Source organism: Halomonas litopenaei, from assembly GCF_017303055.1.
GTDB classification, from domain to species: domain Bacteria; phylum Pseudomonadota; class Gammaproteobacteria; order Pseudomonadales; family Halomonadaceae; genus Halomonas; species Halomonas litopenaei_A.
The window spans coordinates 200035-212909 of sequence record NZ_JAEKJT010000009.1 but is presented as its reverse complement, the minus strand read 5'-3'; the positions used below and the strand labels follow the sequence as shown (position 1 = coordinate 212909).

General features: G+C 60.3%; 10 protein-coding genes and 1 rRNA gene. 9 read left to right on the top strand and 2 right to left on the bottom strand.

What is annotated here, in order from left to right:
- The 6 genes from rrf to nrdF all read left to right on the top strand — a co-directional run.
- Positions 1-114, top strand: a 5S ribosomal RNA gene (gene rrf / locus JF545_RS17710); the annotation flags it as partial.
- Between the two features lie 654 nt (positions 115-768).
- On the top strand, positions 769-1674 hold the full coding sequence (gene gnd, locus JF545_RS17705) for a phosphogluconate dehydrogenase (NAD(+)-dependent, decarboxylating) (protein WP_206944233.1): 906 nt from the start codon (positions 769-771) through the stop codon (positions 1672-1674).
- Between the two features lie 365 nt (positions 1675-2039).
- Positions 2040-2264, top strand: coding sequence for a glutaredoxin-like protein NrdH (gene nrdH, locus JF545_RS17700; protein ID WP_206944232.1), 225 nt, complete (start codon positions 2040-2042; stop codon positions 2262-2264).
- A 94-nt stretch (positions 2265-2358) separates the two neighbouring features.
- Entirely contained in the window at positions 2359-2763 is a 405-nt protein-coding gene (nrdI, locus tag JF545_RS17695; protein ID WP_224908929.1) for a class Ib ribonucleoside-diphosphate reductase assembly flavoprotein NrdI, read from the top strand.
- Positions 2745-4916, top strand: a complete 2172-nt coding sequence (nrdE, locus tag JF545_RS17690) for a class 1b ribonucleoside-diphosphate reductase subunit alpha (protein ID WP_206944230.1) — start codon at positions 2745-2747, stop codon at positions 4914-4916. Before nrdI ends, nrdE begins: the two co-directional genes overlap by 19 nt.
- A 254-nt stretch (positions 4917-5170) precedes the next feature.
- Complete coding sequence (gene nrdF / locus JF545_RS17685) at positions 5171-6151, top strand: class 1b ribonucleoside-diphosphate reductase subunit beta (protein ID WP_206944255.1); 981 nt, start codon at positions 5171-5173, stop codon at positions 6149-6151.
- Between the two features lie 127 nt (positions 6152-6278).
- On the opposite strand, the gene JF545_RS17680 is transcribed toward nrdF, so the two are convergent.
- Positions 6279-7289, bottom strand: coding sequence for a helix-turn-helix transcriptional regulator (locus JF545_RS17680; protein ID WP_206944229.1), 1011 nt, complete (start codon positions 7287-7289; stop codon positions 6279-6281).
- 107 nt (positions 7290-7396) lie between these two features.
- Here JF545_RS17680 and JF545_RS17675 point away from each other — a divergent pair, with 107 nt between their 5' ends.
- The 3 genes from JF545_RS17675 (at position 7397) to JF545_RS17665 (ending at position 11299) form a co-directional block, all read left to right on the top strand.
- On the top strand, positions 7397-9616 hold the full coding sequence (locus tag JF545_RS17675; protein ID WP_242520939.1) for a TonB-dependent siderophore receptor: 2220 nt from the start codon (positions 7397-7399) through the stop codon (positions 9614-9616).
- Positions 9606-10637, top strand: a complete 1032-nt coding sequence (locus JF545_RS17670; RefSeq protein ID WP_206944228.1) for an alpha/beta hydrolase — start codon at positions 9606-9608, stop codon at positions 10635-10637. Before JF545_RS17675 ends, JF545_RS17670 begins: the two co-directional genes overlap by 11 nt.
- A gap of 101 nt (positions 10638-10738) precedes the next feature.
- Positions 10739-11299 (top strand): type 1 glutamine amidotransferase domain-containing protein, encoded by a 561-nt coding sequence (locus tag JF545_RS17665; protein WP_206944227.1) that lies wholly within the window; start codon positions 10739-10741, stop codon positions 11297-11299.
- A gap of 67 nt (positions 11300-11366) precedes the next feature.
- On the opposite strand, the gene nhaC is transcribed toward JF545_RS17665, so the two are convergent.
- The gene (gene nhaC, locus JF545_RS17660; RefSeq protein ID WP_206944226.1) at positions 11367-12860 is read right to left on the bottom strand and encodes a Na+/H+ antiporter NhaC; all 1494 of its coding nucleotides are present in this window, start codon (positions 12858-12860) and stop codon (positions 11367-11369) included.
- Between the last annotated feature and the right edge of the window lie 15 nt (positions 12861-12875).

Sequence of the window (12875 nt, the reverse complement as noted above, 5' to 3'; positions counted from 1 at the left end):
TGACGACCATAGCGAGTGGGAACCACCTGATCCCTTGCCGAACTCAGAAGTGAAACCGCTCAGCGCCGATGGTAGTGTGGGGTCTCCCCATGCGAGAGTAGGTCATCGTCAGGCATTTATTCAGAAGAACCCCGATTATCGAGAGATGGTCGGGGTTTTTCGCATGCATGGGTCGACCCCGCTTTTTATGTGTGGGGCCGCGCCGATAACCGCCTCGGCGCGGTCCGGCCTGGCTCTCCTCAAGGGCAAGCTCGCGTCGTTCGCCACCCCTTGCAGCTTCGCTGCAGCCGTTGTAAAGAGCTCCAGGGCGGCTCACCCCCATGCGAGAGGCAAGCTGCCTGGTTGCTAGTACCTCTGCGGATATCGGGATTTTCCACAAGGTCAAGATCGTTTGCATAGACGAGTGCGGGTCGATGGCTCCCTCGGTGTGGAGCGGCCTGGTCCTTCTCAAGGGCGGGCTCGTGGCCTTCGCCACCTCTTGCAGCTTCGCTGCAGCCCTTGTAAAGAGCGCCAGGGTGGCTCACCTACATGCGAGATCAGGCATTTATTCAAAAGAGGCCCGGCTATCTAGAGATGGCTGGGCTTCTTTTATGACGTCCGCCGTTTTCCGTCTAGCCGAAGTTTGGCGTAGCGGAAGGCGGGCGTTGGCTCTCTGCAGCCGTACGTTGAAGGCCGCATAAGGCGGCTGTGCATTGGCACCATCTGAACCGACAGATATCGTGAGCACCGCGACGATACTGACGTCACCATTCATTTAGAGGAGCATACATGGATCTTGCAATGATTGGCCTTGGGCGCATGGGCGCCAACATGGCAGAACGTCTGGTTCGCGGCGGTCATCGTGTCATTGGTACAGACCCTGGCGCTGAGGCACTCTCCAGCGCGCAGCAGCGAGGAGTTGAGCCAGCACAGACTCTGGCAGAGGCGGTCGAGCAACTTCCTTCCCCGCGTATCGTATGGCTGATGGTACCTGCGGGGGAAGCCGTTGATGCACTGCTCAAGGAGCTGACATCGCTGCTGTCCCCTGATGACATCGTCATCGATGGTGGCAACTCCATGTACAAGGACAGCGTGCGACGTGCCGCTGAGCTGCGTGAACATGGCTTGAGCTATGTGGATGTGGGAACCAGCGGTGGCGTGTGGGGGCTGGCAGAGGGCTACAGCATGATGGTCGGCGGTGATGATGCCGTGGTCGAGAGGCTCAAGCCGCTGTTCGAGACACTGGCCCCGGCTGCCGATAAAGGGTGGGGACACGTAGGGCCCAGCGGGGCAGGCCACTTCACCAAGATGGTCCACAATGGTATCGAGTACGGCATGATGCAGGCGTTTGCGGAAGGCTTCGCCATCATGGAGAAGAAGGCCTCCTTCGGGCTGGACCTGCATCAAGTCGCTGAGATCTGGCGTCATGGTAGCGTCGTACGGTCCTGGCTGCTCGACCTGACCGCCAATGCCCTCGACAAGAACCCGACCTTTGACGGCATCGCCCCCTATGTCTCTGATTCCGGCGAAGGGCGTTGGACGGTGAGCGAGGCCATCGAACTCGACGTTAGTGCCCCCGTCATCACGATGTCCCTGCTTGAGCGGCTGCGCTCCCGTGAATCCGACTCCTATGCGGACAAGATGCTCGCTGCCATGCGCAATGAGTTTGGCGGCCATGCCATCAAGTCATCCTGAGCATCATTGCGCAGGAATTAGCCTCCCTGGTAGCTCCGGCCGGGGAGGCCAACACTATCTGGTAGCGTGTGCCGATGAGCGCTGACCAGCGACGGATGATCTCCTAGCGCTGAAACAGATTTTTATTGCTGTCTTGACAAGACGGGAAGCGGGCAGTGGCGCGGGCTCCAGCGGTGTCCAAAGTTGTCCACAGGGAATGCACAGAAAAAAACTATATCTGTGCTTGGAAAAAACTCCCTCTACCATATATAGTGCCCTACCGAAGGCGGGGAGTACGGCCTGGTGCCGTGACTCCACCGACCGCCCATGTCCACGCCATCCCCTATGATGGGCGTATCATCACGTCACGGACGGTAACGATTATCATGACCATCACGATCTATAGCAAACCTGCCTGCGTCCAGTGCAACGCCACCTACCGCGCCCTGGACAATCAGGGAATCGACTATACCGTGGTCGATCTGACCCAGGACGCCGATGCCATGCAGCGAGTCCAGGAGCTGGGCTACCGCCAGGTGCCCGTCGTCGTCGCTGGCGAGGATCATTGGGCCGGCTTTCGCCCGGACAAGATCAGTACGCTGGTCGCCTGATAACGTCCTTCGCACGTAAGTTCTTCGTATCTAGCGGATGTGCGCGGCGATGGCCGCGTCACGTCCGAGGCTTCAGGGATGCAGGAGAATCGTCTTGGCTGAGCTGGTCTATTTCTCGACAAAGTCTGGCAATACACGACGCTTTGTAGAAAAGCTGGGTCTGTCTGCCAAGCGTATTCCGCTCAGTCGTGACGACGGTCCTCTGCGTGTCGATCAGCCATATATTCTCGTTGTGCCGACCTACGGCGACGGTGACCCGATGAGCTCGGTACCGCCACAGGTGATTCGGTTTCTCAACGATGCACACAATCGGTCCCTGATTCGGGGCGTGATCGCGGGTGGCAACACCAATTTCGGCGCAGCCTTTGGCCTGGCCGGGAGAGTGATCGCGCAGAAGTGTCAGGTGCCGCTTCTTTATCGGTTTGAACTGATGGGCACGGATGAGGATGTCCATCGTGTTCTTGCAGGGGTGAAAGAATTTTGGAAACGCTCAGCCTAGAAAAGGATGCGGCAACGCGACCCGCTGCCGATCACAACGCCAAGACACTCGACTATCACGCGCTGAATGCGATGTTGAACCTGTATGATGCCGAAGGGCGTCTGCAGCTCGACAAGGATCGCGAGGCCGCGCGTCAGTACTTCCTGCAGCACGTGAACCAGAACACCGTGTTCTTTCACTCGCTGCAGGAAAAGCTCGATTACTTGACGGAGCAAGGCTACTACGAGCGCCAGGTGCTCGATCAGTACGACTTTGATTTCGTTACCGCGTTGTTCGATCAGGCCTATGCGGTCAAGTTCCGGTTCCAGAGCTTCCTGGGAGCGTTCAAGTACTACACCAGCTATACCCTCAAGACGTTCGATGGCAAACGCTATCTTGAGCGCTTCGAGGATCGCGTCTGCATGGTCGCGCTGTCGCTCGCGCGTGGCGACGAGACGTTGGCGAAGCAACTGGTCGATGAGATCATCCACGGCCGCTTTCAGCCGGCGACGCCGACGTTCCTCAACTGCGGCAAGCAGCAGCGGGGCGAGTTGGTCTCCTGCTTCCTGCTGCGGATCGAGGACAACATGGAGTCCATCGGACGCTCCATCAACTCGGCTCTGCAGCTGTCCAAGCGGGGCGGCGGTGTCGCCTTCTCGCTTTCCAACGTGCGCGAGTCCGGTGCTCCGATCAAGCGTATCGAAAACCAGTCTTCAGGCATCATTCCGATAATGAAGATGCTGGAGGATGCGTTCTCCTATGCCAACCAGCTTGGCGCTCGCCAGGGCGCTGGTGCGGTCTATCTCAACGCACACCACCCGGATATCCTGAACTTCCTCGACACCAAGCGCGAGAACGCCGACGAGAAGATTCGCATCAAGACCCTTTCACTGGGGATCGTGATGCCGGATATCACCTTCGAGCTGGCCAAGCGTAACGAGGACATGTATCTGTTCTCGCCCTATGACGTCGAGCGCGTCTATGGTGTGCCTTTTGGCGACATCAGCGTGACCGAGAAGTACGACGAGATGGTCGCTGACGGTCGTATTCGCAAGAAGAAGATCAACGCTCGTGAGCTGTTTCAGACCATTGCCGAGCTGCAGTTCGAGTCTGGCTATCCGTACCTGATGTTTGAGGACACAGTGAACCGCGCCAACCCGATCGATGGCCGGATCAACATGTCCAACCTCTGCTCGGAAATCTTGCAGGTCAATACACCTACCGAATACGACGATGACCTGGGCTATCGCAAGATCGGTGAGGATATTTCCTGCAACCTTGGTTCGCTCAACATCGCCAAGGCCATGGACTCTCCTGACTTCGGTGCGACGGTAGAGACCGCTATCCGTGGATTGACCGCGGTTTCCGAGATGAGCAACATCAGCTCAGTGCCGTCGATTGCCGAGGGCAATGCCAAGTCTCACGCCATCGGCCTGGGCCAGATGAACCTGCACGGTTACCTGGCTCGCGAGCATATCTACTACGGCAGCGAAGAAGGGGTGGATTTCACCAACATCTACTTCTACACCGTAGCGTTTCACGCCATTCGTGCGTCCAACCGCATCGCCATTGAGCGCAACCGTCACTTTGCCGGTTTCGAGAAGTCGAGCTATGCCAGCGGCGAGTACTTCGACAAGTACACCGAGCAGGCGTGGGAGCCGAAGACCGACAAGGTACGCGCGCTGTTCGACAAGAGCGGGATCCATATTCCGACTCAGGAGGATTGGCGTGAGCTGAAGGCGTCGGTGATGGCTCATGGGTTGTTCAATCGCAATCTGCAGGCGATTCCGCCCACCGGGTCCATTTCCTACATCAACAACTCCACGTCGAGTATTCACCCTGTCACGGCCAAGGTGGAGATTCGTAAAGAGGGTAAGTTGGGACGTGTGTACTATCCGGCCCCCTACCTGACGGACGAGAATCAGGACTACTATCAAGACGCCTATGAGCTGGGTCCTGAGAAGATCATCGACACCTATGCTGCCGCCACGCAGCACGTTGACCAGGGGCTGTCGCTGACGCTGTTCTTCCGCGACACGGCGACCACCCGCGACGTCAACAAGGCGCAGATTTACGCCTGGCGCAAGGGCATCAAGACGATCTACTACATCCGTCTGCGTCAGGCGGCGCTGGAAGGGACGGAAGTGGAAGGTTGCGTGTCCTGCACCCTGTAATGATGAGCCGTGATGGCGAAGCCGTCACGGAGTAGGCGGAAAGACAGGCCAAGGCGAAGTCACGGGTAGGAGTCTCTGGCACGATGCCGTGAGCCCTACCTGTCTTCGCCGCTCCTTTGCCAGCGAGACTACTGTTGTGGAATTCGCACGGGCAAAGGGACTGAAGGCCGTCTTGGTCGCCGTTTTTTGCTTCAATCGAGCGACGCGCCGTGCTCAGGGCCCGGCGCCAACCGAACGAGAACCCTCTCATGGATATGCCCGCTACCTCTGCTGCCCGTCGTTTGAGCCGGGTCGACGCGATCAACTGGAACAGACTCCAGGACGACAAGGACCTCGAGGTCTGGAACCGTTTGACCGGTAACTTCTGGTTGCCGGAAAAGATCCCCTTGTCCAACGATATCCCGTCGTGGAATACCCTGACGGAACATGAGCAGCAGCTCACCATTCGTGTCTTCACGGGCCTCACCCTGCTCGATACCATCCAGGGCACGGTGGGGGCTCCTGCGCTGATCGAGGACGCGGTAACGCCTCATGAAGAAGCCGTACTGACCAACGTCAGCTTCATGGAGTCGGTACACGCGCGTTCTTACAGCTCGATCTTTTCCACGCTGTGCGCGACCCGTGATGTGGATGATGCCTACCGCTGGAGTGAAGAGAACCCCTTCCTGCAGAAGAAGGCCGAGTTGATCCTGGAGCGTTACCGCGCCGAGGACCCGCTCATGCGCAAGGTGGCGAGCACCTTCCTTGAGTCCTTCCTGTTCTACTCTGGCTTTTATCTGCCGATGTACTGGTCAAGCCGCGCCAAGCTGACCAACACCGCCGACCTGATTCGTCTGATCATTCGTGATGAGGCTATCCATGGTTATTACATCGGCTACAAGTTCCAGCGTCAGCTGGCCCAGCAGCCGCAGGAGCGTCAGGAAGAGATCAAGGCTTACGCATTTGAGCTGCTGTTCGAGCTCTATGAGAACGAGGTGAAGTACACCGAGGCGCTGTACGACGACGTTGGTCTGACCGAGGACGTCAAGAAGTTCCTGCATTACAACGCCAACAAGGCGTTGATGAATCTTGGCTTCGAGGCACTGTTCCCGTCCAGCGTGACCGATGTGAGCCCGGCCATTCTGGCCGCGCTGTCTCCTGGCTCCGATGAGAACCATGACTTCTTCTCTGGTTCAGGGTCTTCCTATGTCATCGGCAAGACGGTGAGCACCGAAGACGAAGATTGGGCATTCTGACCGTCGTGTGTTGTCACTCACAGCGGAGTGACGTCTGACGACAGGGCCACGGCGATCGCCGTGGCCCTTTTTTTTGCTCCTGGAACGTCGCGCTGTCGCGTCTCGGGGGCAATGCCGATGCGGTGCCTTAGCTGGCGGCGTCTGTGCTGAGTTCGCGCTGAGCGTGACGCCGGCACTGTGCCGGACCTTCACCAAAATGTTGCTTGAAGGCGGTGGCGAAGTTGGCGGCGTGCCGGTAGCCGGCGATACTGGCCGCGGTATCGACGCTGACGTTCTCGTCTTGCAGCGCCGCTCGGGCGCGCAGCAAGTGCTGCTGTCGCAGTCCGGCACTCAACGGCAGCCCATATTCCCGGTGATAACGCCGCTGCAGTTGTCGCAGACTCATCCCCAATCGGCTTGCCATGTCGGCGGGCGACAGGTGCAGCGACTCGCCGCTGGCGATCCAGCCGGCCAGGCGTTGCTGCCAGGCCTTACCATCGTGGGACACAGCAGGGGTCGTCTGGTGCGCCAACGCCTCGGACACCATGGCAAGGGCGATCGATTCGCGCTCCAGGTTAAGGACCGTCGTCATGTCGGCGGTCTGACTCACGCTGTTCAGGCGTGCCACCAGGTCGCTTGACGGTGTCCACCTCAGATGGCCGAGGTGCTGCCTGAGGCCGTGACAGCAAACACTGGGCAGCGGAGAGCCCAGACGACGCTGGAGCCAGTCCGAGGTCAGGCTCAGTACGGCACTGAATTCCACTGCGCCACGCCTGCCGTGGCGGACGAAGGTGGTGGGCTCGTCGACCGCTATCAGCAGGCCGCAGGCTCGCTTGTTGGCATCGAGTGTAAAGCTATGCTCGTCGAAGCTCACGCAGGCCTCTCCGCGCCAGACCAGCGAAATCTTGAGACCTGGATGCAGCCGTGCCCGGGGCGTTACACCGTGGCGGTCACGCAGACGATTGAGCCGCAGGTACATGCCACGCTGGACCTCATGCTGTTGCACGATGCCATGCAGCGGCGCTCCAGTGGCCTGGTGGTCGGCCGCGGTGCATTGATACTGGCTGGTCAGTACGCCCGCCAGTGACGTCAGGTCATGCTGATGAATCCAGCCGGCCTGGGGGGCTTTCGGCTGCGTCGTGGTGAAGGTTGTCGTCATGCCAAAGGTCGCTGGTCAAAGGGCAAAGGTATCGGGGTGCCGTCAGTGACAGAATGTCGCTCCAGGGATTTGAATGCAATAGATTCGCATTAAGTTTTGGAGGTGGCATGAAGGGCAACATGTTGTTGGCGTGGGTGCTTGCCGGAGCGGGGGGGGCGCTGCTGGCCACCGCTGCCCAGGCGCAGGATATCGCCGAGCAGAGGGCAGAGGGTCGGGGAGCAGAGGCCCAGGGGGCTGGGGGGATAGGCGCTGATGATCCGGGAATCGAGGATCAGGAGCTGGACGTTACCCGGGTGATCGGTGTGCGCCTGTACGACATGTTGGCCAGCGAGCAGACCGGGGGCTATAGCGTTGACGCGGCTACGGTGGGTACCAAGGTGCCGGCCGCCCTGCGGGATATTCCGCAGTCGGTCAGCGTGGTCACCCACGATGCCATCGAGGACCAGGGGTTTGTGACCTTGGATCAGTTGGCGGCACGCACGCCGGGGGTGCGGGTACTCAGCAACGATTATGGTCGTTCCTCCATCTTTGCCAGAGGCTATGAGTACGATGCCTACAGCATTGATGGGCTGCCTGCGCCCATGAGCAGTATCCTCGGGTCTGTGCCGAGCCTGACCGCGTTTGACCGGGTCGAGATCATGCGCGGGCCGTCGGGGCTGTTCAACAGCACCAGCGAATTGGGCGGCATCGTCAACCTGGTGCGCAAGCGTCCGACCGAGACCTTCCAGGCTGAGGTGTTCGGCAGCCTGGGCACGCTGGACGATGGTGCGCTGGGAGTGGATGTGGCGGGGCCCATCGATGAGGCCGGCCGGGTAAGAGGGCGGTTTGTGGCACGCTCCACGGAGAACGCACAGTGGGTCGACGACAACGATAACCGGCAGGATGACCTTTACGCAGCGGTAGATATCGACCTGACCGATGCCACCGAGCTTTCCCTTGGCATCATTCACAATGCCAAGGACATCACGGTCAACAACGGCCAGCCGACCGATGCCGATGGGGATCTTCTGTATACCCGTCGTAGCGCCTTCTATGGGGCTGACTGGAACGACTTTGACAGTGAGTCCACGGATGTACTGGCAGAGCTAACACACCGCTTTGCCAACGATGGCTACGGTCGCGTTGCGGCCCGCTACTCCGACCGAGATGCGGACTACAACTATGCCTTCGGCGCCGGTGCGGTGGATGATCAGGGCAGGCTGAATGCTGCCGGTTTCGGGGGTAAGACCGACGAGACGTCGCTGTCGCTGGACGCCAGCTACACCCAGGCGTTTGACGCTTTTGGCAATGACAACGAGTTTGTGGTCGGGCTCGACCATAAGGACTACGACCAGGACAATCGCCAGGGGCGGGCTCGCGGGCTTGGAAGCAGTCTCAGCGTCGGTCAGCTCAATGATCTGGCCTACGTCAATGTCCTGGACAGTGCCCAGGCTGGCCTGTCCGGCTTCAGTCTTACCGACACCCGCAGCGAGCTGGAAGAGACCGGTGCCTATGCCAAGGTAACGGTCAGACCGATCGCCCCTCTGGCCTTGATCGCCGGCGGCCGCTTCAGTCACTTTTCCACCGAATACGACGACCGCACCAGTGATAGCGAAAGCTCTCGCAGTGACAGCGAGTTTACGCCCTATGCAGGGGCTGTGCTGGACCTGGATGCTCAGCACTCCCTCTATGCCAGCTATTCGCGGGTCTTCAAGCCTCAGACAGCGTTCAACGAGGACAATGATCTGATCGATCCCCGTGAGGGCGATCAGTACGAGGTCGGTATCAAGGGCAGTTACCTGGGAGGGCGACTGAATGCACGGGCTAGCGCCTACCAGCTCGAAGACAGCCATCGTGCAGCCGCGTCGAGTGATCCCGGTGCCAGCTATTCCGTGGACACCGGTGAAGTGCGTATTCGCGGTGCCGAGCTGGAAGTCACTGGAAGTCTCACCGACCAGTGGGACCTGATCTTTGGCTATACCTATACCGATACGGAGATCGAAAAGGCATCCAGTGCCCGGGATGATGGCATCTTCCTGCTGATGCCCGAGAACATGGTAAACCTATGGTCGCAGTATCGTTTCCAGCAAGGGATGCTCAATGGCCTGTCACTGGGCGGCGGGATCACCGCCATGAGCGACTTCAGTTCGAGCAGCGGCGTCGAGGCACCCGGCTATGCAGTGGTGGACGCGATGCTTGGCTATGAATTTACCCCGCAGCTGAGCGGCCAGCTCAACGTCTACAACCTGTTCGACCGTGAGTATTACCTGCGTGCAGGGGGCGAGGGCTCCTTCAACTTCGTGGGTCAGCCAGCCAGCGCCCTGGCCACCTTGCGCTATGCGTTCTAAGGCGTGGCAGATCATCGCGGGCTGGCCGCTGGGCATGCTGGTGCTGGTGTCACTGTTAGCGTCTCTCGTCGACAGCGCTGTCGCCATGGATGACGGCAGCGTGATGCCTGAGCTTGATGGGTCTCGGGTGGTGGTGGACGCGCAGACAGGCCTGTCCTATCAGGTCGAGGTGTCGATGCCGGATGCGCCTCGGCCAGCGCAAGGATACCCCGTGCTGGTGGTGCTGGATGGCAATGCACGCTTCCCGTTGCTGCGTGAGGCGCGGGACACGCTGACGCGAAAAGGTCCTGAGGGCAGCGCCCTGCCTCTGGTCATCGTCGGTGTCGGCTATCCCGGCGCTGAGCGCTTTGATTCCCAGCGACGTCGCTGGGATTTCACGCCCCCTGTGCCAACGGATATCGCCGCGCACGCGGCTGAGGCCGGCGAAGAGGGGGCATCAGCGAAGGGGCAGGAATCTGTGCAGGAAGGAGGGGCAGACCAGTTTCTTCACTTCTTGAGTGCTCAGTTGCTGCCCATGCTCGAGCGGGACTTGACGCTGGATCCGGAGCGTCGCGCGCTGCTGGGCCACTCGTTGGGAGGGCTGTTTGCGCTCTACGCTCAGCAGCGCTGCCCCGAGTGCTTTCGCCGGCTTTTCGCCATCAGCCCCTCGCTGTGGTGGGGTCAGCGTTATCTGGTCCAAGCGCTGGATGCCCGGCTGCAGGATGCTGAGTGGTGCGAGGCGCTTGAGGGAACATCGTTGCTGGTGGGGGTCGGTGCGCGTGAACAGTCACCACGCGAAGGCCATTCAGGGTCCCAGCGAGATCGCTTGCGCCTTCGGCGAGCCATGGTAGATGAAGCGCGTGACTACCAGCGCCGGCTACAGCAGCGCTGCGTTTCCCTGTCGAGTGAACTGATGATCTTTGCCGGTGAAGATCATGGCAGTGTGATGTGGCCAGCGGCGCGACAGGTCGTGGAAAGGCTGGCTGATCACGAGCAGGAGTCGCGTTCTGGGAAGAGTCTTCGCGACAGGGGTAGCAGCTGAAACGGCATACGGGTTGAAGTCTGGGGACTGCATCACTATCTTGTACAAGTGCGTGACAGAGCTTAAGAGGTTGTCCAACTTATCTCTACAAGGAGGATGTCATGACGCAGCAAGTGGAAGGCAAACGAGTCGCGATCTTGGCCACTCACGGATTCGAGGAATCCGAGCTCGCGGTGCCAAAGGCCAAACTGCAGCAGCAGGGCATCGTCGTGCACGTGGTCTCGCCGGAGGCGAAAGGCATCAGAGCCTGGGCGGAAAGCGACTGGGGCGATACCTATGGCGTGGACGTGGCCCTGAAAGACGCCAGTGAGCACGATTATCACGCACTGGTGCTGCCCGGCGGCCTGTTCAACCCCGACGCCTTGCGTCTGGATGAAGCGGCCCTGGCGTTTGTCCGAGCGTTCTTCCAGGCGGGCAAGCCCGTTGCCGCGATTTGCCACGCCCCTTGGATCCTGATCAATGCTGATGTAGTAAGCGGGCGCAAGCTGACGTCCTACCCCAGTGTGGCCCAGGATCTACGCAATGCTGGCGCCGAATGGGTGGATCAACAGGTGGTGGTCGACAATGGCCTGGTGACCAGCCGCAAGCCCGATGATCTGGACATCTTCTGCCATAAGCTGGTGGAGGAAATCGGCGAGGGTCGGCACGCCAAGCACGCCTAAGGCAGATCACACGCGGTTGATTCAAGGCCCCCGACGATGCCTTCGTCGGGGGCCTTGTGCTTAGCTGTCACTGGGTTGGCCGAGGAGCCTCCCGCGTGGAAGCAGCTGGCTCGCATGGGGCGGACTCGGTGGCGGCGAGTCGGCGGACGCCGTACCAGCCCGTCCAGGGGCCGATCATCGCCAGCAGGATCGAGAACACAATGCCCAGGTAGTTGAACAGGGCCCAGGGTGCGTAATCCAGGGTGGCGACGCCCAAGGTGCCGGCCATGTAGATGGCAGAGACGGTCCAGGGGGCCAGTGGCTCGGGAATCATGCCGCCATCCTCCATGCTGCGTGACAGTACCAGCGGGTGCAGGCGGCGTTTTTGGTACTGCTCGGCGAACAGTTCTCGGGTAAGGAAGAAGGTCACGTAGCTGTTGCCGGTGGCCAGAATGATGGTGCAGCTGGCAGCCAGTGACGCCAGGATCGTGCCACGTGCCGAGCGCACGTAGGCCAGACTGCGGTCAAGCACCACCTTGAGGATGCCGGAGGCCTCAAGGGCTGAGGCAAAGAAGAAGGCACACAGAGCGAACAGCACCGCACCGTGCATGCTGTAGAGGCCGCCGCGATTTAGCAGACTCGCCAGTGCCGCTGGCAGGGTGGAAACGTCAAGGCCCGGGTTGAAGCTGGTCAGCAGACTGACGTTGAAGCCGGACACTGCTGCCTGAGCGACCGCCTCAAGGCTCGCGCCCTGAACGATCATGGCCAGCAGGGCGGCGCAGGCCGAAGCTAGAAACAGCACCACCAGGGTGGGTTTCTTGCGAATCGATCCGTAGAGCACGATGGCTACCGGCAGCAGCAGCAGCGGGTTGAGGCGATAGAGGCCGTCAAGGGTATTGGCACTGGCAGCGATGGCGGCCGGCATACCCGCGCCCAGCTCCATGTTGAGCCCCAGCATCAGGTAGACCACCGCCGCCACCAGGGCGGCGGGGAGTGAGGTGTACATCAGGTTGCGAATATGGCGATAGAGGTCCTCGCCCACCACCATGGAGGCCATGATGGTGGTGTCCGACAGCGGTGACAGCTTGTCGCCGAAGTAGGCGCCGGAGAGCACGGCGCCGGCGGTGATCGCCAGGTTGATGTCCATGGCTGCAGCGATGCCCATGATGGCCACGCCGAGGGTGCCGGCGGACCCCCAGGAGGTGCCGGTGAAGGTGGAGACGATGGCGGTGCCAAGAAATGCCATGACGTAGAGGTAGCGAGGGTCGATCAGCTCCAGGCCATGGTAGATGAAGTAGGGAATGGTGCCCGAGATCATCCAGCTGCCGATGATGATGCCGATGCTGTAGAGCACCAGCAGGGCGGACAGGGCGGTTTTGACCTTGGCGCCCATGATGTCCATGACCCCTTCCCAGGTTCCGCCATGAAGAAGGCTGAACAGGGTGGCGGCGGCACCTAGGGTGATCAGTACCAGCTCGGTGGGAAGGCCCGCTACCACGATGCCGTAGACGATGGCGAAGGCGATGGCGGTGAGCAGCAGCAGGGATGGAGCAAGGCCAGGTTGTCGTTGTGTCGCTGGCATGGGATGTCCTCCTCA

Bases quoted from the DNA above. Each gene is read 5' to 3' on its own strand.
- JF545_RS17665 (WP_206944227.1), top strand. From the start codon at position 10,739: ATGACGCAGCAAGTGGAAGGCAAACGAGTCGCGATCTTGGCCACTCAC.
- nhaC (WP_206944226.1), bottom strand. From the start codon at position 12,860: ATGCCAGCGACACAACGACAACCTGGCCTTGCTCCATCCCTGCTGCTG.
- nrdH (WP_206944232.1), top strand. From the start codon at position 2,040: ATGACCATCACGATCTATAGCAAACCTGCCTGCGTCCAGTGCAACGCC.
- JF545_RS17670 (WP_206944228.1), top strand. From the start codon at position 9,606: ATGCGTTCTAAGGCGTGGCAGATCATCGCGGGCTGGCCGCTGGGCATG.
- JF545_RS17675 (WP_242520939.1), top strand. From the start codon at position 7,397: ATGAAGGGCAACATGTTGTTGGCGTGGGTGCTTGCCGGAGCGGGGGGG.
- gnd (WP_206944233.1), top strand. From the start codon at position 769: ATGGATCTTGCAATGATTGGCCTTGGGCGCATGGGCGCCAACATGGCA.
- JF545_RS17680 (WP_206944229.1), bottom strand. From the start codon at position 7,289: ATGACGACAACCTTCACCACGACGCAGCCGAAAGCCCCCCAGGCCGGC.
- nrdF (WP_206944255.1), top strand. From the start codon at position 5,171: ATGCCCGCTACCTCTGCTGCCCGTCGTTTGAGCCGGGTCGACGCGATC.